This window comes from Pseudoalteromonas sp. TP27 (genome assembly GCF_056470645.1).
The window spans coordinates 43,466-70,444 of sequence record NZ_JARDAK010000018.1; the positions used below are offsets into that span (position 1 = coordinate 43,466).

A 26,979-nucleotide genomic window follows, 5' to 3' on the forward strand; every position below is an offset into this window, starting at 1 on the left:
TCAATTTAACGAATTAAATTGCACTATAACGTCGTTAAAAATTTTTTATTTAGAACAACTAGATACAAAAATTTTTGCCTAGTTCTAGCGTAATTTTCTTAACGTTAAATAGACCCCATATATAAGCAGATTGGTATTATTTTTTATCGAATGCGCGCTTCATGTAGTTAGGTGTAGCGAGTGCACCATGATGAATGCCGCTATTGTAGTATTCACTTTGCTCAGCTATTTGTGCTGCGCCGTCTTCTCTGAAACCGTTAAATGTCTCTGATTTACGTGCAAGTGTTACTGACCATAAACCGCTTGGGTAAATTGGTTGTGGGAATGGCAGTGTTTGTAAATCGTTAAAGCCTACGCTTAGCATTGCTTCGCGCATTTCAACTAGTAATGGCATATGCATAAGTGGCGATTCACTTTGCTGTACTAAAATACCACCTGGGCGCAGTGCATCTAAACAGCTTGTGTAAAACGCATGATTAAATAAACCTTCACCTGGGCCTACCGGATCTGTGCCATCAACAATAACCACGTCGATAGATTCGCCAGCGGCTTCGCGCATGTATTTAATACCGTCGTCAAACATCACCGTTGCACGTGGATCGTCGTTAGACTCGCAAAGCTCTGGGAAGTACTTTAACGACATTTGCGTTACTACTTCGTCTATATCTATTTGCGTTACTGTTTCTACGCCAGGGTGTTTTAATACTTCGCGTAAAGTACCGCAGTCGCCGCCGCCAATAATAACGACGTTTTTAGGGTTTGGATGCGCTAAAAGTGCAGGGTGGCTGATCATCTCATGATAAAAGAAGTTTTCGCGGGTTGTTACCATGGTACACCCGTCGATGATCATTAAATTACCAAAGTCTGTGGTTTCAAACATTTCTACCTTTTGAAAAGGAGACTGCTTTTCATCTAACTTTTTATTAATACGTAATGAAAATGCGCTGCCATCACGGTCGCTAATTTCAGTAAACCACTTACTTTGATCTAAATTTGCCATAGTTACTATTACACTTTTTAGGTTGAGTATGAAAAAGGGGCAATTCTGCCAGTGCTTGGCGTTTTGCTCAATGACATTTTAACTGATTTGACGAATAAAGTTAGTTAGGAGTGAGTGAAAGTTCAATTTTTGTTAGCCTAGTGGATAGTGACGTATTAAAATGCGCCTTTATACCTAATTGACTAAAGAAGAGTTGCCATGACCTGGGGTTTAGAAACAGCACGCGCCACTTATAACGTTGCTCATTGGAGTGATGGTTATTTTGATATTAACGCACAAGGCGAACTGGTGGCTTACCCAGATGGCGACCAAACAAAACCGGCCATTTCTTTAACACAATTAACTGAGCAGTTTAAACAGCAGGGTTTAACGTTGCCGGTTTTAGTACGCTTTACCGATATTTTAAAAAATCGTGTAGACACACTTACTAACGCATTTACGCAAGCGCGGGCAAATCGTGAATATAACGGTAAATACACCTGCGTATATCCAATTAAAGTAAATCAGCAACGCTCTGTAGTAAGTAAGCTATTAGCGCATCCAAGTGGGCTTGTTGGTTTAGAAGCCGGCTCAAAACCAGAGCTTATGGCCATTTTGGGTGTAGCAAAAGAGCCAATTACTATTGTGTGTAACGGCTATAAAGACAGTGAGTTTTTACGCTTAGCGTGTATTGGCCAAGCAATGGGCCACAGTGTAAAAATTGTGGTAGAGAAGCTTTCAGAATTAACCACGTTATTAGATGAAATAGACAACCTAGGCATTGAGCCAGCTATTGGTATTCGTATTCGTCTAAATTCAGTCGGTAAAGGCAAGTGGCAAAATACCGGTGGCGAAAAAGGTAAGTTTGGTTTAACTGCTGGGCAAGTGCTTAGCGCTGTTGAAGTACTTAAAAAACATAACAAATTGCATTTAATGCAAATGGTGCATTTTCATATTGGATCTCAAATTGCCAACATTCGTGATATTCACCGTGCTTTGCGTGAATGTGCGCGTCACTTTGCTGAGCTTACGCAATTAAACGTACCGTTAAATACCGTTGATGTGGGCGGCGGTCTAGGCGTTGATTACGAGGGCTCTGGATCGCGTAGTGCATGTTCAATGAACTACACAGTAGAAGAGTACGCGCGTAATGTAGTGAATGCATTTGCAGAAGTGTGTGACCAACATAACCTTACGCATCCGGCCATTATCACCGAATCTGGTCGTGCTTTAACGGCTCACCATGCGGTATTAATTACCGATGTAATTGACGTAGAAAAAGCGCCAAATCATTTAAATCCAGAGCCACCGCTTGAAAATAGCGCATTAGTGCTTGATGAGATGTGGCAGTGTTTACAGCGTTTAAACCCGCGTATGGCACTTGAGATTTATCACGATGCTATGCACTTATTTAGCGAAGCGCACGATCAGTACGTGCATGGCTTAGTAAGCATGCTAGAGTGGGCGAAAATAGAGCAGCTTTACTTTACTATTTTACATCGTGTACGTGCATCGCTTAGTAATAACGCGCGCGCGCACCGTGAAGTACTCGACGATTTAAATGAAAAGCTTGCTGATAAACTCTTTGTTAACTTTTCATTATTTCAGTCGTTGCCTGATGTATGGGGTATTCAGCAGTTGTTTCCGGTTATGCCAATCGAAAACTTAACTCAGCCACTGACTCAGCGCGCGATTATTCAAGATATTACCTGTGACTCTGACGGGCAGATTCGTGAATACGTTGAAGGCGCTGGTATCGAGACTAGCTTACCCATTCCAGAATATAAACATGGCGAACAATATCATATTGCTATGTTTATGGTCGGCGCGTATCAAGAAATTTTAGGTGATTTACATAACCTATTTGGCGATACCGATTCGGTGCATGTAGAGCTTAACGACGATGGCTACGTGTTAACCAATGCCATAAAAGGTGATAGCGTTAAGGATGTATTAAAGTTTGTTGACTATGATAGCGCCATTTTAGCTGACAACTTTGCGTACCAAGTTAATAAACTTGATGTATCAGCGCAGTGTAAAGAAGGTTATTTGGCTGAGCTTAATGCAGGCCTTGAAGGCTATACCTATTTTGAAGATTAATAATTTAGGTTAATACCAATTCCATTAAGTATGTGATCTAAATTTTACGCCGAAAAAATAATTCAGTTCTAGGCGTAAATTGATGTAAATGGTTGTTCCCTTTGCAAAATTTACAACAAAGAAATGAGTTGTTTTAGCAAGTAAAATAGATCAGCTATTTATTGGAATTGGTATAATTACATCACTAAGTATAAAAAGTGCAGTAACAAGGTTGCTGCGCCATGTTTAAAGGAATGGAAGTAATGTCAGTTATTCGCAGTGTATTTAGTATTATTTTTTACACAATAAACACACTTTTTTGGTTTGTGCCTATTTTTGTTTGTGGGCTTATAAAGCTTATTCCTATTAAGCCGCTACAAAAGCTTATGAGTTGGGCTGCAAAGCAATTTGCAACAATTTGGGTTACCTTTAATAGCCTAAATCAAAAGTTATTTACACCCACTAAACTTAATGTAACTGGCCTTGAAGAGCTTAAACTAAAAGATTGGTACCTAGTAATTGCAAACCATCAAAGCTGGGTCGATATTTTAGTATTACAGCGCGTGTTTAATCGTAAAATTCCATTTTTAAACTTCTTTTTGAAAAAAGAGCTTATTTATGTGCCTATTTTAGGCTTATGTTGGTGGGCGCTCGACTTCCCATTTATGACTCGCACGAGCAAAAGCCAATTAAAAAAGAATCCAAAGCTGCGTGGCAAAGATTTAGAAACAACGCGTAAGGCCTGCGAAAAATTTAAAGAAATGCCAGTAAGTGTGGTTAACTTTGTTGAAGGCACACGTTTTACTGCGCAAAAGCATGAGCGCCAAAATAGCCCATTTCCACATTTGTTAAAACCAAAAGCGGGTGGTATTGCTTTTGTAATGCAAGCAATGGGTGAGCAGATTACTAAAGTGGTTAACGTAACCATTCATTACCCAGATGGTATTCCTACGTTTATGGATTTTGCTGGTGGTAAGGTAAAAAATATCAACATACACGTGGAAGTAAGGCCGGTAAGCGAAGAGCTGATTGGTGACTACACCGGTGATTCTGAATTTAGAGTGCGCTTTCAAAGCGAGCTAAACCGCTTATGGGAAAATAAAGAGCAAACACTGCAATCGCTCGAAAAAAACCATAAATAAAAGGTAAAAAATATGAGCTTACAGTTATGCTAAAAAAGTGGTTACCAAATTGGCTTAACGGCTTAATTGTAGGCTGCGTATTGTTTTCTAACATGATACTTTTTGGCTCGTTAGTATTTGTACTGGGCCTTATTAAGTTATTACTGCCTTTGCCTGTGGTTAACTCTATATTACACAGTGCTTATAGAGGTTGGTGTAATGGCAACCGTTTAGGACTTTGGTTAGGTTGCCCTAATATTGTGGTTGATATAAGTGGCAACTTAAACTCAAAAAGTTGGTATTTACTTATTTGTAACCACGCGAGTTGGTTAGATATAACGGTACTTAGCTCATTACATGCATTGCCTGCCCCTAAGTTCTTTTTAAAAGACGGATTAAAATACATGCCTTTTATTGGCACTGGTGCGTGGGCCATGGGTATGCCGTTTATGAAACGGGTAAGCAAAGCGCAACTAGCTAAAAATCCAAAGTTGAAAGGGTTGGATGTAGAGCGCACCAAACGTAGCTGTCGTAATTTTCGTCATCATCCTACTACCATCATTAATTTTGTTGAAGGTACACGCTATACGCCAGCCAAACATAATCTGCAACAAAGTCCTTTTAAACATTTATTAAAGCCCAAAGCGGGCGGCATTGCTTTTGCGCTTGAAGTATTAGCCGATCAATTTGATGCCATGCTTAATACAAGTTTAGTATATAGCGGTAAAACAGATCACGTTTGTCGTAACTTGTTAAAAGGTGAGCTAGATTCTATTTATGTTTCTATAGACGTAACGCCCATTAATGAAAGTATGCAGGGCAGCTATCAAAGCGATAAAGTATTTAAAGCTAATTTTCAACATTATGTGAATGAGCTATGGGTTGCTAAAGATCAGCAGCTTGCCGACATTTATGCTCCACAAGATTTACCTGAACCACAAATCAGTAAGGAAATTGAAACACTATGACCAACACCCACCTACAGGAATTAATTGCTCCTTGGTTTGAAAAAGTACCCGACGCGGATTTTCTTAGCTCAATTACCGCAGTCTCAATAGGAATATTCTCTTTATTAATTGTTTACTTATTTACTCGTAGATTAATGTTACCTGGCATTCAAAAAATAGTGACGAGGCTTTCTCCTGAGCGAATTGGTGCGCTTTCTCCTATGCTTAATAAGCTAAATAAACGTATTGCCGGAATGCTGTGCTGCGTATTGTTTTTAGCTACGTTTGATAGCGTATACCCTGTTAACGAAATAGCAGGAGAAATACTAAAAACAATAGGACAAGCTTTGCTTATTATTTATGCGGGTTTTATTTTTAGTAGTATTGTGAGTATTGCGGGTACTATTTATAACCAGTTAGAGTTTGCACGCGAAGTCCCTATTCAGGGCTTAATTCAGGTTGTTAAGCTAATAACCTTTATTGTGTGTGCAATTTTAATTGTGAGCATTTTTCTTGAGAAGTCACCTACTTATATTCTCTCTGGCTTTGGTGCTATTGCTGCCGTTACGTTATTAGTATTTAAAGACACTATTTTAGGCTTTGTAGCCAGTATTCAAATAGCAGCAAATCGCCTAGTAACCTATGGTGATTGGATTCAAGTAGAAAACTACGGCGCCGATGGCGAAGTAATTGATTTGGGTTTAAACACTGTAAAGGTACGTAACTGGGATAACACCATAACCACTATTCCAACTTATATGCTGGTAGCTGGTTCGTTTAAAAACTGGCGCGGCATGCAAGAGTCGGGCGGTAGACGTATTAAACGCTCACTCAATATTGATATGCACAGTATTTGTTTAGTGGGCGATGAGTTTAGAAAGCAAATTGATGCGGCTATTCCGCTGCACGACTATATTCGAGTAACGACGTTACCTGCTCAGGTTTCTAACTTAGGCCTATTTCGTCGCTATGCAGAGGGTTACTTAAAGCAGCACAGTAAAATTAATACGTCGCTTACGTTAATGGTACGAGAGCTACAACCACTTAATCATGGTTTACCTATTGAGTTTTATTGCTTTAGTGAAGACAAACGCTGGATTTCGTACGAGCATTTACAAGCCGAAATAATGGACCATTTGCTTGCGGTATTACCCGTGTTTGGGCTTAGAGCGTATCAAAGTGTAAGTGGGCAATTAAGCCCACCTAACGAGCAACAAACAGATAAGCCAACGTTTAGAGTAATGGCAAATAGTGCTGTAAAAGACCCACAGCAATAAATAAAGCTAAGAGCCACCAAATAGGTGGCTTTTTAAATCGCAGCCATGCAAATGCAATTATTACTAACGCAACTTGCCAAAGGTTGTGCACCGCTGATGTCCAAATTGGCGAATACAGTGCAGCCGCTAAAAAACCTACTACAGCAGCATTAAGTGCCGTTATTGAGCTTGCAAAGCGTGGCTTACTTGCCAAGTTAATCCAACTCTTTTGAAACGCCAGTATAAGTAAAAAACCAGGCATAAATATAAGTAGTGTAGCTATAAGAGCACCCACTAAAGGGAATTCTGTAGTCAGTTGTGCGCCTAAGTAAGTAGCAATAGTAAACATAGGCCCTGGCACTGCCTGTGCACTTGCGTAAGCACTCAAAAACTGATCATTACTCAATGCTGGCACGCCAGCTTGAAGTACCGGCAGTACTACGTGTCCGCCGCCAAACACCATTGCACCTGCCTGGTAAAAAGGGGCAAACAAAGCAAACTCATGTCCTAGTGGAATAAAGCTAACACTAAGCAAGATCGCAAATAATCCCAGTGCAATCCAATTAATATTACTTTTTTTGCTGCTAGCATCTTCTGTGGCTGTACCCAGTTTTAATAAAGGCCATATAGCACCTATTGTTGCAGCGGTTATTAAAATAGCGATTTGAGTTCCCATCATTGGAAATAACACCAAAGCAAATGTACTCATTACAGCAAGTAACTTAAGCGCAGCACTTGTACAAAAGCTTTTAGCCATACTAAGTGTTGCATCAGCGACTATAACAACAGCAAATAACTTTAAGCCTGCAATAATAGCAAAGTAAACAGCGTCAAACTGATGAGCACTAACCGCAAGCAGCACCATTATTAAAAAGGAAGGCAGCGTAAAACCTACAAAAGCAGCTATACCACCCAGTACTCCAGCACGCTCAACACCAATAGCAAAACTAACTTGGCTGGAGCCAGGCCCTGGCAGTGCTTGGCTTAAACTAATAAGCTGCGCGTAACGGGTGTTAGTTAACCAATTTAACGAGTCTACAAAGTGGCGTTTAAAATAACCTAAATGCGCAGCGGGGCCACCAAAACTCATGCACCCTAGTAAAAAAAACTGTCTAAAAATAGCAATTAGCATTGCACCAATATCCTTTGTAAAATTTATTAAATTGTCACAGCGTAGTATGACATTTTTATTAAAATGACACATTAGTTTGGTGTCTGTTTAACAATCAAGCAAGATGCGTTGGTTTTAACACCCTCTTCATAGTTTGTTCATACCTATATTTGCATACTCTTGCTAAATTCTTAATGAATAGGGCATCACCATGACTTTAACTAAATCACTTTTAAGCGTAACCGTAGTAGCTGTATTACTTTCTGGTTGTGAAATGAATAACACAGGTAAAGGAGCCGCTATAGGCGCTGCAGCTGGAGGTGTATTAGGTAAGGCTACGGGTAATCATAAAGATAAACGTATTTTTATTGGCGCAGCAATAGGAGCACTTGCGGGCGCTGCTGTTGGCGACTACATGGATAAGCAAGAAGAAGCTTTTCGTGATGAATTAGCGGGTTCAGGTGTTGAAGTAGTGCGTGAAGGCGATAACTTACGTTTAGTAATGCCATCAAACATTACGTTTGCGACTGCTCAGTCTTATATTTCATCAGGCTTTAACGATACGTTAGATGCTATTGCTAAAGTAATGAACAAGTACGAAAAAACCTACCTCAGTGTGCAAGGGCATACCGACAGTACGGGTAAAGATAGCTTCAACATGAACCTGTCGCGTGAACGCGCACAAAGTGTGAAAGACTACTTAGTGAATCAACAAATTATGGCTACACGTATTAGCACTATGGGCTATGGCGAAACACGCCCAATTGCAACTAATGATAGTGCAAATGGCCGTGCTCAAAACCGCCGTGTAGAAATTCAGATAGTGCCAAATACCGAAGGTTAATCCTTATTAAACTGTAATTCACACAGTTTTTGATACAGCGGGTTACTTACTAACAACTCTTGGTGAGTACCCGTTGCTATAATCTCCCCATTTTCCATGACTACAATCACATCGGCATGTTTTACCGTTGCCAGCCTATGGGCAATTATTAATGTTGTTCTATTTTGCATTAAATGCTCAAGCGCTGCTTGTACATGGTGCTCACTTTGCGCATCCAGCGCGCTGGTGGCTTCATCAAGAAGAAGTATTTCAGGGTCTTTTAATATAGCACGTGCAAGCACAATACGCTGCTTTTGCCCACCCGATAACCTCACACCCTGCTCACCTAAAAAACTGTTATAACCTTGCGGTAATTGTTTAATAAATTCATCGGCATGCGCATACTTTGCTGCGGCATATATTTGCTCATCGGTTGCGTTTGGGTTGCCGTAACGAATGTTATGCATTACATCGGAGCTAAACAAAATAGGGTTTTGCGCTACCATGCCCATTTTATTGCGCAGAGTATTAAGTGATAAATCTTTAATGTTTACATCTTTAAATTTAATGGCTCCGCTAGCTGGATCGTAAAAGCGTTGTAGTAATTCAAATAACGTTGTTTTACCTGCGCCAGAAGGGCCAACAATTGCCACGGTTTGGCCTTGATTTATATTTAGGCTTATTTTATTAAGCGCGCTTACGTCTGGGCGAGAGGGATAGTTAAAGCTTATATTTTCAAGCGTAATAGCAGGGCTATTATTTTCTTGCAGTAAATTACTATCTTGTGGGTTTAGCGGGTTTTCTATTTCACTTTTAACAGCAAGTAACTCAAGCAGCCTTGCTGCTGCACCTGCTGCGCGTTGTAGCTCGCCATATACTTCAGCAACGGTTGCCACCGACATTGCAACCATAATAGCGTAAAACACAAATGCACCTAACTCGCCGCCGGTCATAGTGCCCGCAAGTACGTCGTTACCGCCTACCCATAACATAGCGCTAATTGCACTAAAGGTTAAAAAAATCACCACAGCTATTAAAAATGAACGTTGCTTAATGCGTTTTTTTGCCACGTTAAAGGCTTTTTCGGTCTCAAGTGCAAAGGCATGTTGCTCTTGTTCTTCATGGCTATAGCTTTGTACTACTTTAATATTTTGTATGATTTCGCCTGCATAGGTACTTATGTCGGCTATTGCATCTTGGCTAGAACTTGCTAGTTTGCGTACCTTGCGACCAAATATCATCATGGGTACAAGTACCAGCGGTACACAGGCTACAACCACTAAAGTAAGTTTTAAATTAGTAAATAGCAGCATAGCAAGTCCACCAATCAACATAAGTACACTGCGCAGCGCCATAGAAAATGATGAACCAATAATTGATTGCAGTAATGTGGTGTCGGTGGTTAAACGCGACATAAGCTCGCCACTGCGGTTTTCTTCAAAGTAGCTTGGGTGCAAGGTAACAATACGATTAAACACGGCTTTTCGAATATCGTTACTTACTCGTTCGCCAATCCACGACATTAAATAAAAACGGCTAAAAGTGCCTACTGCTAATAAGCTGATTAAACCAATGAGTACAAGTACAGCTTGTTGTAATTGTTCTTTAGAGCCTGCAATAAATCCATGATCAATAACAAATTTAACACCTTGCCCTAAGGATAAGTTAACACCCGCAGTAACTAATAACGCAGCCAGGGCGGCGACTACCATCCATTTATACGGTTTAATAAAAGCAAAAACAGGTAATAAGCTGCTAAAAGCGGCTTTTTCGGATGCGGATGTGTTTTTTGACATAGTGGATTCTTTTTAAAGGTTAAGGTATAGATATGGTACTAAGATAATAAAAATCAATACTCTTAAACATTAGCATCAATAAGGAAACGTTATGACTACAGCAACCGTAAGTGGAAAATTTAATGTAAATCTAGCCCCAATTGAAGGCTACGCAAGCGGCCAAAATGGCATTAATTTAGGGCGCATGTCGATAGATAAAACATTTAATGGCGCGCTTAATGCTACCAGCCAAGGCGAAATGTTAAGCGCAATGACTCCTACGCAAGGCAGTGCCGGTTATGTTGCTATAGAGCAAGTGATAGGTGAGCTTGACGGCAAAAAAGGCAGTTTTGTACTGCAGCATTTTGGCACTATGGATAAAGGCCAAGACAGCCTTATTTTAAATGTTATTCCTGATTCAGGCACTAATGAGCTAGAAGGGTTAACTGGCAGTATGAAAATACGCATTGAGCAAGGGGCTCACTACTACGATTTTGAGTACACGTTATAAGGTATACAAGGATTAAAATGCAAAAAGTAATCGAATTTAGAAAGACCCGTTTTTTGGGTGGGGTAGATATAGCTGCACTGAATGAGCGCATACAGGAATTAAACCAAGATGGCTGGAAAGTGTTAAACGCAGTGCCATTGGCAGGTTTTTATGGGCAAGTGCACGGTTATACGTTACTTATTGAAATTGACGAGCTTTAAATGACATTTTCAGTATGGTTAAGCCTAGCGGCTATTTGCATGATGGGCGCAATGTCACCAGGGCCAAGTTTAGCGGTGGTTTTAAAGCACTCACTTAACGGTAGTATGAAAAACGGTATGCTTGCCGCGCTCAGTCATGGTACTGGTGTTGGCTTGTATGCCGGTGCATCGTTATTGGGGTTAGGCGCTTTAATGACGCAGTTTCCTTCCGTATACCAAGTGCTAGTTTATTTAGGCGCTGCTTATTTAGCTTACCTAGGAATTAAAATTTTATTGTCTAAATCCAACAACGATGAACTTAAAATACAAAAAAGCGAAGTGAGTAGCATTAAAGCATTGCAAGATGGTTTTGCCATTGCTTTTTTAAACCCTAAATTAGCCATTTTCTTTTTAGCGTTGTTTTCGCAATTTATAGATCCACAAAACCTGACATTTAGCATTGGTGTTGTTATGTGCTTAACGGTGTTTGTAATTGATACAGGCTGGTATTTGCTGGTGGCGTTACTTACTGAGGTTTCAAAAAACAAATTAGGCTTTACCAAGCAAAGCCCATGGCTTGATAAAATATTGGGTGTTGTGTTTATTGTTCTTGCTATAAAAGTCGTTATTAGTTTGTAAGATTGAGTAGAGAGCATTGAAGCTTGCAGAGTGTATTTGTAGTTATATAGATAAAGGATTAAAACAATGACAAAACATATTTTAAAAAGTGCTTCATTCGATTACAAGGTAAAACAATATTGGATGGTTACTACCTCGCTATTTGCAATGTTGGTTCTTGTTACTATACCGCTTATACCTATCATTTTACTTATCGTATGGCTGGTGGGCGGGCGAATACTCGCAGCTATGTCGGCTGATTTATTACAGCAAAAACTAGTTGTTAAACGTGGCATATTATTTAAAGAAGAAAAATCGATTCCGCTTGAAAAAATAACTGATGTAGGGTTAAGCCAAGGCCCGTTAATGCGACTATTTGGGTTGCACCGTTTAAGTTTTGAAACAGCTGGGCAGTCAGGAAATGGCGCACTAGTATCTTTACTCGGTGTAGTTAACGCGAGTGAGTTTAGAGAAGCGATACTTGCACAAAAAGATGTATTGAATGAACAAACGCCTAAAGCAGAAGAGTTAGCAGAAAATCACCTCAACCAAGCATTACTTGCCCGCTTAGTTGAGGTGGTAGAGCGCATAGATACGCGCTTGGCAGGGTTAGAAGCTAAACGTTAAGCGCTCTGCAACTGTGGCTGACCCGCCACCATACTAAACTCTTTTCTACGATCTTCAGAGACTTGATAGTCTTGAGATTTAATTGTGCTTACATAATTCCACTGTGCGTGGGCTTTTTCTTGTGTAAATGTGACTGTTAGAAAACCTCGTTCTACCAAGTTGGTGTACGCAAGATCGTCAACTAACAATGTAAGTACCTGCTCTATTTGGGCGACAGTCTGTGGGTCTTGAGTGTTAAGTGCTAAGTAGCTCTCAAGTCCAGGAGATGAAATTGACGAAGTAGCAAACTCCACTCCTGCATTTTGTGATGCAGCTATCGGGTTGCTTGCGTCAGTTTTAAGCTGTCCTGCCCAACCGTTATGTGTATCACCAGCAAGTACAACCAGGTTTTTTTGCGCAGCGATAGCTGTACCAAGTAGTACCTCTCTCTCGTATGCATAGCCATCCCACGCATCCAAATTGTAAGGGATCGTCGTTTTTACTCGCGCAATCTCTGTTTCGGTTAAGGTTGGGTCTGCACCCAGTAATCGGCCTTTAATTTGCGCAAGCTCGGCAAATAATACATTTGCTTGAACAAGCAAATTACTGGTACTCCCACCTGCGGCTTGCGTTTGTTGTATTGTTGAAAGCAATTGCATGACTTCGAAAGGCACATGGATTTTTGTCATTAATACTTGTTGACCTAGTACTTGCCATTGTGTGTCTGAAGTCAAAATTCTATCGGTAAGCCACGTTAGCTGCTCATTTCCTAATAGTGCTCGATCGCTGGCACTTATAGCGTTAACAAATTCCCCTTGTCCTGTTGCAGTTGTTAGATCAAAATTAGCGTAATCTAATTGTTCATCACGCGCTAACACTCGGGTATCAAGCATATATAATGATACTAAGTTACCAAACTCAAACTGGCGGTAGATACGCTCTTTATCAGCTACATTACGTATTGGCATCCATTCAAAATAAGCTTGAAGTGCGGCGAGCTTACGCTCACTAAATAAGCCTTCACCTTCATTATGGTTTTCGGCTCCTGCTCGCCAAGTATCGTTGGCAATTTCATGGTCATCCCATACGCTAATAAAGGCACATTTGCTGTGCGCAGCTTGTAGGTTGCTATCGGTATGATAATGGGCATAGCGTTTTCTATAGTCATTGAGGGTGATAGCTTCACCACTGTTATCAAGCGCAAGGAGTCTACTGAGTTGTTCTGCATCTTCGGTGGCGTAGCCAGTACTACTATACTCATAGATGTAATCGCCCAAATGCAATACTGCATCTAAATCGCTTTGTTTAGCAATTTCGCCATATACATGAAAATAACCTGCAGGGTAGTTAGCGCATGATACAACTGCAAGTTTTACTTGATCGATACTGCCGATTGGGAGTGTCTTACCTTGCCCAACAGGCGATTTTTTACCGTGCGCGTTAAAGCGGTAGTAATAGGTTGTGTTAGCATTTAAACCTTGTAAGTCAACCTTTAAAGTGAAATCTGTGGCATCGCTAATATGTGCTTCGCCATTATGAACAATAGTGGTGAAATTAGGATCTGTAGCGGCTTGCCATTGAACTTTTAATGTTTTAGTTTTTGTGTCTAATGGTGTCACTCGTGTCCAAATAATTAAACTATTGTTGAGTGGATCGCCACAGGCTACGCCGTGATCAAAGCTTACCGGTGTTTCTCCATCATCATCAAGTTTACAGCCAGTTAACCCCATTGAGAGTACGGCAGCACCGAACCCTGCTGCCGAAGCTTTTAAAAAATTTCTCCGTGTAAGTGCCATACTTTGTACCTATAATGAAATAAAGTATGAGTATAAACACTTTTTGTTACGTTTTCATAAAGATTTTATAAATCTTCAAGCATTTCATTTACATTGCACGTAATAACACTAACATTTTTATAACCTATTCGAGTTAGCGCTTCAGCGCCAAGCGTGGCGCGGGCACCGCTGGCACAATGTAAGTAAATAGGGCGAGCTGCATCTTTTTCTATTTCCATTAATTTCATTTCGAGTAACCCACGCGGAATATTTATAGCGCCAGTAGCTGCTTTTGTTGCGTGCTCTGCAGGTTCGCGCACATCAATAAGTAAACCTTTATTTTGTTCAAGCTCGAGCTTTGCTTGCGCTGCGTCAATGCGGCGCTGGTTAGGTGTGATAATTTTAAGTAAATCAGGGATCGATGTAAGCATGCTTTTTTATTCCTTAAGGTTACGTTTGCGTAATTGTGTGATCATCAAATACCAACAACTAATAGCAGATTGAATTAAGTTTAGTGTAATAAAAACAGTAAGCCATATTCATCTAGGATCAAAAATATTGCAGCTATACAAATACAGCAATTATGAGTCCCGCAATTAAAAAATAAGCTATTGAGCTTTATTTAGTGTTTTATTTACTATATTCGTTTTTTCTATATTAGTAAATTCTAATGTTAGACATTAACAATGCATATATTTATACTCCAATCACTTTTTATAATAAGAGCATGCTATGAATATCGACTTTATTGCAATGGCTGGGAATGTGGCGCAGGCAGAGCAGTTATTAAAAATTTTAGCGAATAAAAATCGCTTAATGATTTTATGCTCTTTGCAAGATAAAGAAATGAGTGTATCGCAACTAAATGAAGCCGTACCTTTAGCACAATCGGCACTTTCTCAGCATTTAGCTGCACTACGAAAAGCGAATGTTGTTGCCACTCGCCGTGAAAGCCAAACTATTTATTATCGTATAATTGACGATAATGCAGTGCAATTACTTGGCACGCTATATAGCTTATTTTGTAAAGACTAACGATTTTTAGTGGCATGAGTAGCGCAGCGAAAGCAGGTTAGAATAACTCAGCTCTATTATTTTTGTGCTATTAACTTTTTGAAGCATTTGTACTTAAATAGATTTCGTACGAAAACAGCTATTATCTTTAGATGAAGCTACAAATATATAGCAGCATATTATCGCAAGGTTTAACCCAAGCGATAAGTTTGCGGTTAAATACCATCTCAAATAAACGTAGCTATTTCATCAATAGATTTTTTATCCAGTGCATGAGCAGGTATTGTTGCATCATCACTTGGGTAGCCTGCAATAAGTAGCATATACGGGCGTTCGTTATCTCTATCGCGTCCACATATGTCGGTTAAAAAACTCATTGGTTTTGGAGTATGAGTAAGGGTTGCCAAACCACTGCGGTGCAAAGCTTGAATTAAAAAGCCGGTAGCTAAACCAACAGACTCATGCACATAATAATTCGTATTTTTATCATCAGTGCTTACGCCGCCCTTTTTTTGACTAAATACAGCTATAAGCCAAGGTGCATGTTCTAAATAAGGCTTATTGGCGTCGGTACCTAACGGTTTTAGCGCATCTAACCATTCTTCACCTGCTCTGCCTTCATAAAAAGAGCGTTCTAGCTTTTCGGCGGCTTCTCTTATTTGTTTTTTTACATCACGGCTGTTTATAGCCACAAAATGCCAAGGCTGATGATTCGCTCCACTGGGTGCTGTACCTGCTGCTTTTATACATGCTTCAATAATATTTTTTGGTACTGGGCGATCGCTAAAGCTGCGAATGCTATGGCGGCGTTGGCTAGTGGTTAAAAACTCGTTAGCGCGATTTAGCATTTCGTCGTGTGGGTATTCTATAAAGTCGTTTAATGGCTGGCTTTGGTGATCTTGCATGGCTTTTCGCTTCTTATAAAAAGTATATGTGGTTTTTATACCGAGTGAATACAGAGCAGGCAAGTGTTATGAGTTTAAATCATGTTTATTTGTTGTTACAAATTTAACTAACAAGTAAGTTATGTTCCTGTTTTGCTTGTGATATAAAACATTATAAAAATAATTACTCATATTCAAGGAAGTAAAAATGCTATCAATAACTGGGTTATCTAAAACCTACGATAACGGCGTACATGCACTACAAGGTGTTGATTTATCTATCGGTAAAGGGATGTTTGGATTGCTTGGACCAAATGGTGCAGGAAAATCATCGCTTATGCGTACCATTGCAACACTGCAGTCGGCTGATTCAGGTTCAATTACTTTTGATGGCATTGATGTATTTAAAGACCCCCAGGCACTGCGCCAACGCTTAGGTTACTTACCACAAGATTTTGGTGTGTACCCGCGTGTTAGTGCTTACGACTTACTGGACCATATGGCTATTTTAAAGGGGATTCATAATAAAGCAGAGCGTAAAGAGTCGGTTGAAGGATTACTTGCCCATACAAATTTATATCAACATCGCTCAAAAGCTGTAAGTGGCTTTTCGGGCGGTATGCGCCAGCGTTTTGGTATTGCACAGGCATTACTGGGTGACCCTGATTTACTAATCGTTGATGAGCCAACAGCGGGGCTAGATCCTGAAGAGCGTAATCGTTTCCATAACTTACTAGTAAGCTTAGGCGAGCAAAAAGTAGTTATATTATCGACCCATATTGTTGAAGATGTTGCAGAGCTTTGCCCTAATATGGCGGTGTTGGCTGGCGGTAAGATTTTACTAGAAGGTAATCCAATAGCGCTTACCGATAAGCTCCAAGGGCAAATTTGGCGCAAAGCCATGAGCCAAGAAGAAGCGCAAGAACTTGAGCCGCAATTACCAGTTATTTCTAAGCGCCTATTTGCTGGGAAAACCATATTACATGTATTAGCCGAGCAAGCCCCACAAGGGTTTGAAGCAAGTAATGCAAATTTAGAAGATGTGTATTTTTCTACTCTGCTTAATCATCGTAACAGCCAAGTAGTATAAGGAGGCGTTATGTTTTTTAATATGCTCGCGTTTGAGCTGCGCTATTTTGTGCGTCAGCCTTCGTTTTATGTAACCTCATTAATCTTCTTTTTTATGGCGTTTTTTATAAGCTCCAGTAGTAAGTTTCCGCTAGGTGGGGCGAATGTTCATATGAACTCGCCGTTCTCGATTATGCTTTTAACCGTTACATTTTGTACACTCGCTATGTTTTTAGTGGTTAACTTTGTTGCCAGCTCTGCTATTCGCAACAGTGAAAGCAAAATGGATGAGCTGGTATTTAGTAAGCCTGTTAATCCTGTGCCTTATCAAGCAGGGCGTTTTTTTGGTTCTTACTTAGTTGTACTTATTGTGTTTTTGAGCGTGCCATTGGGTGTGTTTTTAGGGTCGCAATTTGGTTTATTAGTTGGCTGGCTCGATGGCGAATTGATTGGTCCTAATAAGTTAATGTATTACGCTGCGCCTTATCTTTATTTAGCGGTGCCAAGTTTACTGGTGCTTTCGGCTATTTTTAATAGTGTAGCGGTCTATTTTAAAACCATGATGTCGGTGTATGTAGCAGCTGTTGTGATTTTTATAGCCTATCAAATTGCCGGCGTTTACTTTGATGATTTAGCATTTAGAAATATTGTTGTTTACGCCGACCCATTTGGCTCTGGTTCGTTAATTGATTTAACACGTTATTGGACTGTAAATGATAAAAACACAGAATTGCTAACGCTCACAGGTGACCTTTTAGTTAACCGTATATTGTGGGTAGCAATCAGTGTTGCAATGTTTTTTGGCCTTGGAAAACTAAGCAACCGCATAGTAACTAAAAAACAGAAGAAGCAATTTAAAGTCTCTGCTTTTGTACAAAATAAACAAGCTGCACTTATCAATAGTGCTAAAAATTATAAATCAGCGGGGGTTAGTACTAAGTCTCAGCTAATAATGCGCAGTATATTCGAAATTAAACAAGTTATATTTAGTGCTCCTTTTATGATTTTAGCGGGTGTAAGCATTGTAACGCTTATGATCCCTCTGTTTGCGCCTATTGGTGCTTATGGCACTACTAACTGGCCTTTAACTCAGAATATGGTCAATATTATTAGTGGTATTTCCGGTTTATTTTTGTTTGTTATTATCGCTTTTTATAGTGCAGAGCTTGTATGGCGAGAGCGACAAAGTGGCATGGGCGATATTGTTGACAGCTTTCCGGTACATAACAGTGTTTTTTGGGTGTCAAAAATACTGGCTTTAATCGCCGCTGTTTCTGGGCTGTTCCTCGTGGGAATGATACTCACAATTACAGTTCAGTTATTTAAAGGTCAATTTAATTTAGAGTTAGGACAGTATTTATTTAGGATTGTTTATTTATCGATTTTACCGTTGATTATGCTGACGGTACTTGCCTTCTTTTTGCAGATTATTAGCCCGAATAAATATGTAGGAATGGGTTTGTTTATTTTGTACTACATAGTGCAAACAGTAATGGATTCTTATGGGTTTGAGCATCATATGTATCATTTTTCGCAAAGCAGTAGCGTACCGTATTCTGATATAAATGGTTATGGGCACTTCTTACAAGCTGCGCATTGGTACACATTATATTGGGGCGCGTTAAGCCTTGTTTTAGCGATTGTTGGGTTTGCGTTATGGCATCGTGGTCCTTCACAAACGCTGCGCACACGCCTGTCTATGCTTCGTTATAATATGTCGTTAAAAGGGCAAGCGGTTGCGGTTATTAGTGCATTAGTGTTTGTTGGTGCAGGCTACAATATTTATAACAACACGCGAGTTTTGAATGAGTTTACTACGAGCGATGAGTTTCAAGACAAGCAAATAAGTTATGAACAGCAGTTTGCACAATACAAAGACTTAGCGCTACCTATGGTGACCGATGTTGACTTAACTGTTGATATTTTTCCAAAAAAGCGTGCTTTAAGTGCTGTGGCAAAAATTAAATTTACCAATACCTCTAACAAGCCAATTACGCGAGTATTGATCAACTCACCTCAACACGCTAAAAGTTGGGATGTAGCCATGGCAGGCGGTAAGATAGTTGAAAAATTACCAGCGTTTTATTCAGCATGGTTTGAATTTGAGCAGCCGCTTATGCCAAACGAAATAAGAGAAGGGCAACTGTCGGTTACTCGCGAACATACAGCCTTTACCGATAAAGACTCTGATACACAATTGGTTGCCAATGGCACTTTTATTAATAATTGGGAGCTGTTTCCCAACTTTGGTTATAACCGTGGTTTACAGGTAGCTGATAAATTTGAACGTCGTAAGCATGATTTACCAGAACTTGAACGCGCTCATAAGCTAGAAGACAGTCAGTACTATACACAAAGTGATTTAGGTGCAGCTAATGGGTTTATTAACTTTAAGGCGACGGTAACGACCGACGAGTCGCAATTTGCTATTACCCCAGGGTATTTACAAAGTGAAAGTGTAAAAGAGGGGCGTCGTACCTTTGTTTATGAAATGGATGCGCCAATTCTAAACTTTTACGCGGTGCTTTCGGCAGAGCTTGAAAGTAAAAAGGTTGAGCATAATGGGGTAAATATTGAGGTGTATTACCACAAAAACCATGCATGGAATGTTGACCGTATGATTGAATCGGTACAAGACTCGATAGATTACTTTACACAAGCATTCGGGCCGTATCAGCATAAACAGCTACGTATAATTGAATTTCCTAAGTATCGCTCGTTTGCACAAAGTTTTGCCAATACAGTCCCTTACTCAGAAAGCATGGGGTTTATTACAGACTTAAGAGATGAGAGTAAAGTTGACTACCCTTACTATGTTACCGCACATGAAGTAGCGCACCAGTGGTGGGGGCATCAAGTATCGGCGGCTAATGTAGAGGGCAGTGCTGTTATTTCTGAAACGCTTTCACAATACAGTGCGCTTATGGTGCTAAATAAACGCTTTGGCGCAGAAAAACTACGTAAGTTTTTAAAATACGAGCTTGATAGGTACTTAATAGGACGTACAGGGGAAGCCTTTGAAGAAATGCCTCTATATAAAACGCAGTCTCAACAATATCTTCATTACAATAAAGGATCAGTTGTGATGATGGCGATTTATGATCGTTTAGGTGAAAAACGGTTAAATGATGCACTTAAAGCATTTTTAAATGAGTTTCAGTACCAATCAACACCATACCCAACTACGCTTGATTTACTTAGCTATTTAAAACAAGACGCAACGCAAGCCGAGCAAAGTTTTATTGACGATCAGTTTAAATATATCACCTTGTATGAGCTTGAGATGAAAGAGGTGTCAGTTACAGATAGCGCTGATAGCGAAGGTTTTTATACCGTAACTCTTAGCGTAGAAGCCGTTAAACAGCGTGCTGATGGACAAGGTGAAGAAACTGAACAGCCACTCGATGAGCTAATTGATATTGCATTATTTAGCGATGACCCTGAAAACCTACTAGCTGAAGATTTTGTTATTTACTCTCAAAAGCACCAAATAGTATCAGGCACTAATACGATTGAGCTTAAAGTAAAAGAAAAGCCACTATTTGCGGGGGTTGATCCTTACATTAAGCTAGTCGACAAGGACAGTAAAAATAACCTAGCTAAATTCTAATGTCTATTTACTAACCACTTAAACTGACTAATTAAAAGGCCGCATTTATGCGGCCTTTATTTGTAATAAACTGTATAAAACTTCATAGCGTTTCTACATATTCCCCACAGCTTTTTACGCTAATATTTTATGTTCTCTTATAAAGTTACCTTACTGGTATTTAGTTTATAAGGAAGAGTATGAAACCATTAATTATAGGGGCGATAGCATTAAGCCTCAGTGCTTGTTCTGCGGTAACCATTCAGCCACAGGCAATAGCAAAAATAACGAGCCAAGCTAATTACGAAGATAGTCGCTCATTTTACTTTTGGGGATTGGTAGGCGAGCAACGCGTAGATGTAAAACAAGTTTGTTTAAGTACATCCGTAACTCAAATGCAGTCACAGCAAACCTTTAGTGATGGAGCGCTGAGTTTAATTACGCTTGGAATATACTCGCCTCATACCATTAAAGTGTGGTGCCAAGAGCAAGTAATAGGGGAAACATTATGAGTATCAAGCTACTTGTAGCCAGTTGCACATTTATTATATTAACGGGATGTACAAATATTTACTTTGATAACGGAGCGCAAAGCAAAGTAAGCAATAAAACGGTACAAAGCTCACAGTGGCATCATAATTTTGCACTTGCGTTGTACGAAGGGTCAGAGCCGTTAGATTTAACAACGCATTGCCCACAAGGGGAGTGGCAAAGTGTTCATACGTATAAATCGTTTACTAATGGTTTAGCTGAGGTAGTTGTAAATCAAATTGGACCAGCTTGGTACCCTAAAACAGTGGAAGTACAATGTAATAAGGTACCATTTAAATAACTTTATGAACGAGAAAAGGGCCAAAAGGCCCTTCGTGTTGCAGCAAGTAACACATTCTTTCTTATAAATTAAAGTCTACAGAATAAGCAACGTAAGCTTTAATATCTGAATCATCCATATCTGTATCAGATAAACCAAAAGTAAAGCCATCTTTCGAAATAGATACACCGTAATCTAGAATATTGTCATCACCAATAAAGTCACCAGAGTAATGACCTAGGTGAAGCGCCATTTCAGTACCGTTACTACCAATAGCGAAACCATAATCTGCAGTTAAGTAAAGTGAATCACCAAAGTCTGTACCATCACCACTTGCAGCTGATGTTGCTAGTACAGAAGCACCAAAGGTAAAGCCTTCAACACTGATGCTACCGTAAATTTCAGAGAAATCTGCGTCTGCTTCAGAGGCTGCGTCTGGGTAAGCGTAATAAATATAGCCAACATCGTAGCTAACACTTTCGTTAATGTCGCCACCAAAGCCTGCATATAGGTCAAGCTCATAGGTCATTTCATCTGCCCACGATGCATTTGAAGCCCAAGTACCTGCATAAAAGCCCGATTCATTGGCGTAATCGATACCGCCTGAAATAGCTGCATCACCCCCAGTTTGCTCTTGACCACGCCATAAGTAGTTTGATGTTGCCGCTGCATTAGCAGTTACTTCAGCATGCACAGCTGTAGATGTGAAAGATGCAGCACTCATTAGTGCTATTGCGCTAATCGCGATGGTTTTTTTTAGTTTTAGCATGTCCATTTCCCGTTATATGATTTTTGCTCGCCAAGGTTTTTATTATGTAATCGGAACCTTTAGGCTGACGGCTTTTTATTGTTTAACTAACGGGATAATTGCACTGTATGTGCCAGCTTCATTTTTTTACTAAAACTTATTTTTTATATATTAAAAAACATGAGCTTGCATTTTATGAATAGGGAAGGGGTATAACATTAGGGAGGATGTTGCGCACGTTGGTGGTGCATAAATTAACCTAGCCGCACCATAAAAGTACGGCTAAATTAGAAGGTTTAACCGAATATAGTGCGCATAAGGCTAATTGTTTCGTTTACACTGCGACCTTTTTGAACCTCACTAACAATTGAATCGCGTTTACTGCGAATATGTTCAGGAATATCGTCAGCAGCAAGAGCACGGTCTACTAAAATTTCTGCAGACTCTTTACCTCTACGCTGAGTTTTACCTGTTGTAGTTGTAGTGCGCTTAGGCTTGCTTAGCAGTTTAATGTAGTTAGAGTTATCTGGTGTTTTAGCATCAGCATAGTGAAAGAAACATGGGATTAGCGCTTTAATAGCAACTAATTGTTCTTCTAACTCATTACTCGGTTTAGCCATTTTGTACCATGACATAGCTTGAATACCTTTTACGATATCTTGCCAGTAACGCTCAAAATCACTATTTTTAAGTTTAGAAACACCAAGGGCACCACATAAAGCATCTAATCGATTATTTGTAATCGGAGTAAATAAATCAGGGCGACGCATTGCAAGCAAACGAGTTGCAGGCGCAAGTGTTGGTTTTTCGTTGTTGTCGGTGAATATTTTTGAATAAGCAGCAACAAATTGTTGATACTCATATTGAGTAATATCACCTTCAAGTGGAATATTTACTAGTGCGTCGTCAAAAGCACCTGGTAAATCACCAAGCATTTGATGGAAGCTCTTTGCACTCTTTGTAGATGCAAACCATTCAACGTCAAAGTTGTATGTGCTTGGATCAAGCGATGCCATGTGCTTACCGCTAAACGCAAGTAAGTCTTCAGGGATCATATCTTTAAGAGATTGTTCACGAATGCTTTTAATGTAATCTACTAAACGAAGCTGTTCATCAAGTGCAATAACGTCTTTGTGTTGTTCTACAAATACACTTACAACAGGCCACGGAGCAATACGTAAAGTTTTAACCTGTAAAAAGCTGATAGCTGAAATAAGCTGGTCGTGTAGCTTTTTAAGTACAGGTAACTGCTGTGGCTCTAGTAAATCGTAGTTCATACGATCTCTGCTAGCATTTAGCAATTCGTAACACCAAGGTAAAAAATCATCAGGGTGGTTTTCTACTTTCACGGCCATAAGGTTAAGGCTTAACTCTGAAGATTGCTTCAGAATGTTCTGATAGATTTGATTTTCTTGTTCGCCTAGCGTCATTTTTGACGGTGAAATTAGCAGTTTTTTCATGCCTTGTAGAATCTCCGGTTTAGATATATATTTTTTTGCTGGTCTATTTTAGCGCAATTACGCTAATAACAACAGCGCTGTCCTCCATCCGTTGTAATTGAAGTGACTAAATCAGTATTTTTACTAATAAAATGAGGCTAACGCTTTAATATGTATCAATCATTTTCATCTAGTACAAAGACGCTTTCAACTGAGGTATTAAAATGCTTTGCTATTTTTAGAGCAATTATTACCGACGGTGTAAATCGTGCCGTTTCTACGGTACTTATTGTTTTGCGCGATACATTAATAGCATCAGCAAGTTCTTGCTGGGAAAGCCCAGCCTCTTTTCGATACTTTGCAATATGATTTTTCACTTTTAATCCTAATCTTTGTTTTGCCAAAGAATTGATACGCCGTATATTAAATTCATTACAGCAAGGTAAAATGAAGCCATCATGCTGTGAGATACTTCTAAAGCAAGACCATCTGATAATAAGTACACACCACCCATACTAAAAAGTAAGCCAAGCACAACATGTTTATAGGCGATGGTGTCGATGGTGTTTAAATACTCATCTTTATAGGTAAGGTGGTATTTCATTTTCCATGTAAACCCGCCCCTGATCACAAACATAAAGAATGAGCCTAAAAAAGCAGCAGTTCCTAAAAGTAATAATGGGGCTGATGTGTGATTAAGCATTGGGTAAACACTGATGATTAATAAAGTGATACCCATGAATAATGAAAACCATGTATTTTGGCCCATAAATTTTTCTTCACTTTTAATATCGTAATTAGACATAACTCATTTCCTTTTAAATTTACAAAATGTAACCTCTAGGTATCAATGTAACCTTAAGGTTTCATGAGGTCAATATTTTTTGTACCTAAAGGTATCAAAATGTTTCAGGGGTGATTCAGGATAAGAATGTAATATCTAATAAAGTGCTTTTTTGTCATAACTACAATGATTTTAAGGCTAACACTCGCTATGATAAGAACATTATTTGCACGTTTGAAAGGACGATCATGAAAACCTTACTTAAAATTGTAGGTGTAATACTTTTACTATGTATAGCACTCATTGTTGCCGCACCGTTTTTAATCCCTACTGATACTATTTTTAATAAAGTGTCGCAGCAGGTAGAACAAACAACTGGGCGTACTCTTACTATTAACGGTGATAAAACACTTAGCGTATTCCCTGCATTAAAGTTAGAACTTAACGACGTGCATTTTGCAAACATGGAATCAGGTTCGCGCACCGATATGGCGAGTATGAAACAACTTGCTGTGCACATACCTTGGTTTTCATTATTTGGTGGTGAGTTTAAATTAGATAAGTTTGTTATAAACGAACCAAATATCCTATTAGAAACCGACAAAAATGGTAAAGCTAATTGGCAGTTGTTTGATGCTGTTGCAGAGCAACCTAAAGAGCAAAGCCAATCAGGTGAAGCGATAAAGCTTCCAGATAACTTTGATATTGAATTAGGTGAGGTTGCTATTTATGGCGGTACATTTACTTACCTAGATGGTCAAACAGGTGCTAAACAACAAATTAGTGATCTAGAGCTCGCTATTTTACTTCCTTCACTTCGTAAAACATTAGAAGTAAAAGGCGGTATTACTTATATGCAAGAACGCTTTGAGCTTGATGTAAAACTAGATACTCCGGCTAAAGCAATTGAAGGTGCTGCTTTTAATGTTAAACAAAGCTTAGATTCTCGTTTAGTCGATTTAACTTTCGAAGGAAGCATCGCTAAGCAAGGCCAAGATATTAAAGGCCAGTTAGCATTAAATGGTGAGTCAGTTAAAAACATTGCGAAATGGCAGGATGTAGAGTTAGGTGCAAAAGAAAATGCATTTAACGCATTTAGCGTAAACGGTAAAATGCACCTACTAGGTGAGAAGTTTAATTTAGAAGATTTAGTCGCGACGTTAGACGCATTGGAAATAAAAGGTAAGAGTGAGATAAACTTAGGTAATCGCTTAGCAGTAAATGCTGATATTGATTTAGGTATGCTTGATTTAAACCCGTACCTACCTGAAGCAGTAGCTAAACAAGAAGAGCCAGTAGAGCAAGATGATAAACCTGCAGAGCCAATAGTATGGGATGACACTAAAATTGATTTAAGTGCATTAAATTCACTAGATGCAAATGTAGTAATTCGTTCAAGTGGATTAAAAGCAAACGATATTAAATTAGGCGCAAATCAATTTACTGTCGCTTTAAAAAATAGCGTTGCAAAACTAAGCCTAGATAGCTTTTCTGCTTATGAAGGGTCGGGTAAGGGCGTTATCAACATTAACGCTCAAAACACGCCTTATAAAATATCAACTAACTTTGACTTAGCTGGGATAGATGCACAGCCTTTATTAACTGATGCGGCAGGTTTTGACAAACTAATGGGTAAGGGTTCTTTAAATTGGAACCTAAACACAACTGGGCAAAGTCAAAAGTCGTTTATCGGTGCGCTTAACGGAAAGCTTGGATTTGAGTTTGCTGATGGAGCTGTAAAAGGTGCGAATATTGCTGAGATGGTACGTAAAGGTAAAGAACTTGTTATTGGTAATCTTGGTGCAGTGAGTGAAGGGCTAGACACAGGCTTTGAAGAATCAGAAAAAACTGATTTCTCTGCGCTTTCAGGTAGCTTTAATTTTACTAATGGTGTGGGAAACAATACCGACCTTTCACTAATTAGCCCACTAATTCGTATTTCTGGTGAAGGCGACGTAGATTTACCAAAAACAAATGTAGATTACCGTTTAGTCACAGGCATTGTTGATTCTATAGAAGGGCAAGGAACTACTGATGACAGTACTGGTTTTAAAATCCCCCTTCGTATAAAGGGCCAATTTCACGATGTAGGTATTAAATTAGATGTGAGTAATGCGCTTAAAGATGAAGCAAGGCAGAAGCTAGATGACGCCAAAGAAGAGGCGAAAGAAAAAGCTAAAGACAAAGTGAAAGATAAACTAAAAGGTTTATTTGGTTAATCAACCACAGCTAACGTAAACAAGGCACTTATATAGTGCCTTGTTTGTTTTGTAACCACCTGTAAAATAGCTAGATAGCCGTAATTACTCGACTTTAATAACCATAGACTCCAAATTAATTAAAAAATAACCTATCGCTCCCCCCTCAATGCTGGTACAATTGCCCGCCCTTAAGAGACAACTCGTTTGTTTTTTGATTGGGATTTAATCGAAATGTCTGATTTTTAAACGAATTTTAGACACGTTGTAATTACTACACCGGAGGTCATTAACATGATCCAAATGCAAACTCAGCTGGAAGTTGCTGATAACAGCGGCGCTCGCAAAGTGCAGTGTATAAAAGTCCTTGGTGGTTCACACCGTCGCTACGCAGCGATTGGCGACATCATTAAAGTTTCTGTAAAAGAAGCTATTCCTCGCGGTAAAGTGAAGAAAGGTGATGTTAAAAACGCGGTAGTTGTGCGTACCAGAAAAGGTGTTCGCCGTCCAGATGGTTCTCTGATCCGTTTTGACAGCAACGCGGCTGTTATCTTAAATGATAACTTGCAGCCAATTGGTACACGTATTTTCGGCCCTGTGACTCGCGAACTTCGTAATGATAAGTTCATGAAAATCGTTTCACTAGCCCCAGAAGTACTGTAAG

Annotated in this window: 26 protein-coding genes; 16 read left to right on the forward strand and 10 right to left on the reverse strand. The window is 39.4% G+C overall.

Annotated features, from left to right (window positions below; translation table 11 throughout):
• Positions 1–136 precede the first annotated feature (136 nt).
• Positions 137–1,000 carry a polyamine aminopropyltransferase gene (gene speE, locus PX700_RS17425; protein WP_479521427.1) on the reverse strand — a complete coding sequence of 288 codons (864 nt, stop codon included), beginning with the start codon at positions 998–1,000 and terminating at the stop codon, positions 137–139.
• Between the two features lie 198 nt (positions 1,001–1,198).
• Between speE and speA the strand changes: the two genes are divergently transcribed.
• The 4 genes from speA to PX700_RS17445 all read left to right on the forward strand — a co-directional run bounded on the left by speA (position 1,199) and on the right by PX700_RS17445 (position 6,403).
• Positions 1,199–3,079 carry a biosynthetic arginine decarboxylase gene (gene speA, locus PX700_RS17430; protein WP_197161207.1) on the forward strand — a complete coding sequence of 627 codons (1,881 nt, stop codon included), beginning with the start codon at positions 1,199–1,201 and terminating at the stop codon, positions 3,077–3,079.
• A gap of 242 nt (positions 3,080–3,321) precedes the next feature.
• Positions 3,322–4,200: an acyltransferase gene (locus PX700_RS17435; RefSeq protein ID WP_479521443.1), complete on the forward strand. Its 879-nt coding sequence runs from the start codon at positions 3,322–3,324 to the stop codon at positions 4,198–4,200.
• Between the two features lie 26 nt (positions 4,201–4,226).
• A complete protein-coding gene (locus PX700_RS17440) occupies positions 4,227–5,147 on the forward strand; it encodes an acetyltransferase (RefSeq protein ID WP_479521428.1) in 921 nt (306 codons plus the stop codon).
• On the forward strand, positions 5,144–6,403 hold the full coding sequence (locus PX700_RS17445; protein ID WP_024594278.1) for a mechanosensitive ion channel family protein: 1,260 nt from the start codon (positions 5,144–5,146) through the stop codon (positions 6,401–6,403). The genes PX700_RS17440 and PX700_RS17445 overlap by 4 nt, the downstream gene beginning before the upstream one ends.
• Here the strand turns inward: PX700_RS17445 and chrA are convergent.
• Positions 6,360–7,514 carry a chromate efflux transporter gene (gene chrA, locus PX700_RS17450; RefSeq protein ID WP_479521429.1) on the reverse strand — a complete coding sequence of 385 codons (1,155 nt, stop codon included), beginning with the start codon at positions 7,512–7,514 and terminating at the stop codon, positions 6,360–6,362. The genes PX700_RS17445 and chrA overlap by 44 nt on opposite strands.
• A gap of 190 nt (positions 7,515–7,704) precedes the next feature.
• Between chrA and PX700_RS17455 the strand changes: the two genes are divergently transcribed.
• Positions 7,705–8,337, forward strand: coding sequence for a YiaD family glycine zipper/OmpA-like lipoprotein (locus tag PX700_RS17455; protein ID WP_479521430.1), 633 nt, complete (start codon positions 7,705–7,707; stop codon positions 8,335–8,337).
• Here PX700_RS17455 and PX700_RS17460 read toward each other — a convergent pair.
• Positions 8,334–10,112 (reverse strand): ABC transporter transmembrane domain-containing protein, encoded by a 1,779-nt coding sequence (locus PX700_RS17460; protein ID WP_479521431.1) that lies wholly within the window; start codon positions 10,110–10,112, stop codon positions 8,334–8,336. The genes PX700_RS17455 and PX700_RS17460 overlap by 4 nt on opposite strands.
• A 91-nt stretch (positions 10,113–10,203) precedes the next feature.
• On the opposite strand from PX700_RS17460, the gene PX700_RS17465 reads away from it, so the two are divergent.
• The 4 genes from PX700_RS17465 (at position 10,204) to PX700_RS17480 (ending at position 12,026) form a co-directional block, all read left to right on the forward strand.
• Positions 10,204–10,602 carry a DUF3224 domain-containing protein gene (locus PX700_RS17465; RefSeq protein ID WP_479521432.1) on the forward strand — a complete coding sequence of 133 codons (399 nt, stop codon included), beginning with the start codon at positions 10,204–10,206 and terminating at the stop codon, positions 10,600–10,602.
• Positions 10,603–10,619: 17 nt separating this feature from the next.
• Positions 10,620–10,802 carry a hypothetical protein gene (locus PX700_RS17470; RefSeq protein WP_479521433.1) on the forward strand — a complete coding sequence of 61 codons (183 nt, stop codon included), beginning with the start codon at positions 10,620–10,622 and terminating at the stop codon, positions 10,800–10,802.
• Complete coding sequence (locus PX700_RS17475; protein WP_479521434.1) at positions 10,803–11,420, forward strand: LysE family translocator; 618 nt, start codon at positions 10,803–10,805, stop codon at positions 11,418–11,420.
• 66 nt (positions 11,421–11,486) lie between these two features.
• Entirely contained in the window at positions 11,487–12,026 is a 540-nt protein-coding gene (locus PX700_RS17480; protein WP_415638505.1) for a PH domain-containing protein, read from the forward strand.
• On the opposite strand, the gene PX700_RS17485 is transcribed toward PX700_RS17480, so the two are convergent.
• Together PX700_RS17485 and PX700_RS17490 are read right to left on the reverse strand one after the other, a co-directional pair.
• Complete coding sequence (locus PX700_RS17485) at positions 12,023–13,801, reverse strand: alkaline phosphatase D family protein (RefSeq protein ID WP_479521435.1); 1,779 nt, start codon at positions 13,799–13,801, stop codon at positions 12,023–12,025. The two genes, PX700_RS17480 and PX700_RS17485, sit on opposite strands and share 4 nt — an antisense overlap.
• A gap of 65 nt (positions 13,802–13,866) precedes the next feature.
• On the reverse strand, positions 13,867–14,211 hold the full coding sequence (locus tag PX700_RS17490) for a rhodanese-like domain-containing protein (protein ID WP_415638503.1): 345 nt from the start codon (positions 14,209–14,211) through the stop codon (positions 13,867–13,869).
• A gap of 301 nt (positions 14,212–14,512) precedes the next feature.
• Here PX700_RS17490 and PX700_RS17495 point away from each other — a divergent pair, with 301 nt between their 5' ends.
• Positions 14,513–14,815 carry an ArsR/SmtB family transcription factor gene (locus PX700_RS17495; RefSeq protein WP_166420618.1) on the forward strand — a complete coding sequence of 101 codons (303 nt, stop codon included), beginning with the start codon at positions 14,513–14,515 and terminating at the stop codon, positions 14,813–14,815.
• A gap of 206 nt (positions 14,816–15,021) precedes the next feature.
• On the opposite strand, the gene PX700_RS17500 is transcribed toward PX700_RS17495, so the two are convergent.
• Positions 15,022–15,699: a nitroreductase family protein gene (locus PX700_RS17500; RefSeq protein WP_479521436.1), complete on the reverse strand. Its 678-nt coding sequence runs from the start codon at positions 15,697–15,699 to the stop codon at positions 15,022–15,024.
• Between the two features lie 187 nt (positions 15,700–15,886).
• Between PX700_RS17500 and PX700_RS17505 the strand changes: the two genes are divergently transcribed.
• From PX700_RS17505 to PX700_RS17520, 4 genes are all read left to right on the forward strand, one after another.
• Complete coding sequence (locus PX700_RS17505; RefSeq protein WP_479521437.1) at positions 15,887–16,768, forward strand: ABC transporter ATP-binding protein; 882 nt, start codon at positions 15,887–15,889, stop codon at positions 16,766–16,768.
• Positions 16,769–16,777: 9 nt separating this feature from the next.
• Positions 16,778–20,356: an ABC transporter permease/M1 family aminopeptidase gene (locus tag PX700_RS17510; protein ID WP_479521438.1), complete on the forward strand. Its 3,579-nt coding sequence runs from the start codon at positions 16,778–16,780 to the stop codon at positions 20,354–20,356.
• A gap of 179 nt (positions 20,357–20,535) precedes the next feature.
• Positions 20,536–20,847, forward strand: coding sequence for a Bor family protein (locus tag PX700_RS17515; RefSeq protein WP_415638500.1), 312 nt, complete (start codon positions 20,536–20,538; stop codon positions 20,845–20,847).
• Entirely contained in the window at positions 20,844–21,167 is a 324-nt protein-coding gene (locus PX700_RS17520; protein WP_415638499.1) for a Bor/Iss family lipoprotein, read from the forward strand. The genes PX700_RS17515 and PX700_RS17520 overlap by 4 nt, the downstream gene beginning before the upstream one ends.
• Before the next feature lie 61 nt (positions 21,168–21,228).
• Here the strand turns inward: PX700_RS17520 and PX700_RS17525 are convergent, their stop codons facing one another.
• The 4 genes from PX700_RS17525 to PX700_RS17540 form a co-directional block, all read right to left on the reverse strand.
• Entirely contained in the window at positions 21,229–21,915 is a 687-nt protein-coding gene (locus tag PX700_RS17525) for a TorF family putative porin (RefSeq protein WP_479521439.1), read from the reverse strand.
• Between the two features lie 275 nt (positions 21,916–22,190).
• Positions 22,191–23,354: a hypothetical protein gene (locus PX700_RS17530; protein WP_165729097.1), complete on the reverse strand. Its 1,164-nt coding sequence runs from the start codon at positions 23,352–23,354 to the stop codon at positions 22,191–22,193.
• Positions 23,355–23,509: 155 nt separating this feature from the next.
• Positions 23,510–23,710 carry a helix-turn-helix transcriptional regulator gene (locus tag PX700_RS17535; RefSeq protein ID WP_197239244.1) on the reverse strand — a complete coding sequence of 67 codons (201 nt, stop codon included), beginning with the start codon at positions 23,708–23,710 and terminating at the stop codon, positions 23,510–23,512.
• 8 nt (positions 23,711–23,718) lie between these two features.
• On the reverse strand, positions 23,719–24,138 hold the full coding sequence (locus PX700_RS17540) for a hypothetical protein (protein WP_479521440.1): 420 nt from the start codon (positions 24,136–24,138) through the stop codon (positions 23,719–23,721).
• A 227-nt stretch (positions 24,139–24,365) separates the two neighbouring features.
• Here PX700_RS17540 and PX700_RS17545 point away from each other — a divergent pair, with 227 nt between their 5' ends.
• Together PX700_RS17545 and rplN are read left to right on the forward strand one after the other, a co-directional pair.
• Positions 24,366–26,336: an AsmA family protein gene (locus PX700_RS17545; RefSeq protein WP_479521441.1), complete on the forward strand. Its 1,971-nt coding sequence runs from the start codon at positions 24,366–24,368 to the stop codon at positions 26,334–26,336.
• A gap of 273 nt (positions 26,337–26,609) precedes the next feature.
• Complete coding sequence (rplN, locus tag PX700_RS17550) at positions 26,610–26,978, forward strand: 50S ribosomal protein L14 (RefSeq protein ID WP_002959498.1); 369 nt, start codon at positions 26,610–26,612, stop codon at positions 26,976–26,978.
• The last annotated feature ends 1 nt before the right edge of the window (position 26,979 follow it).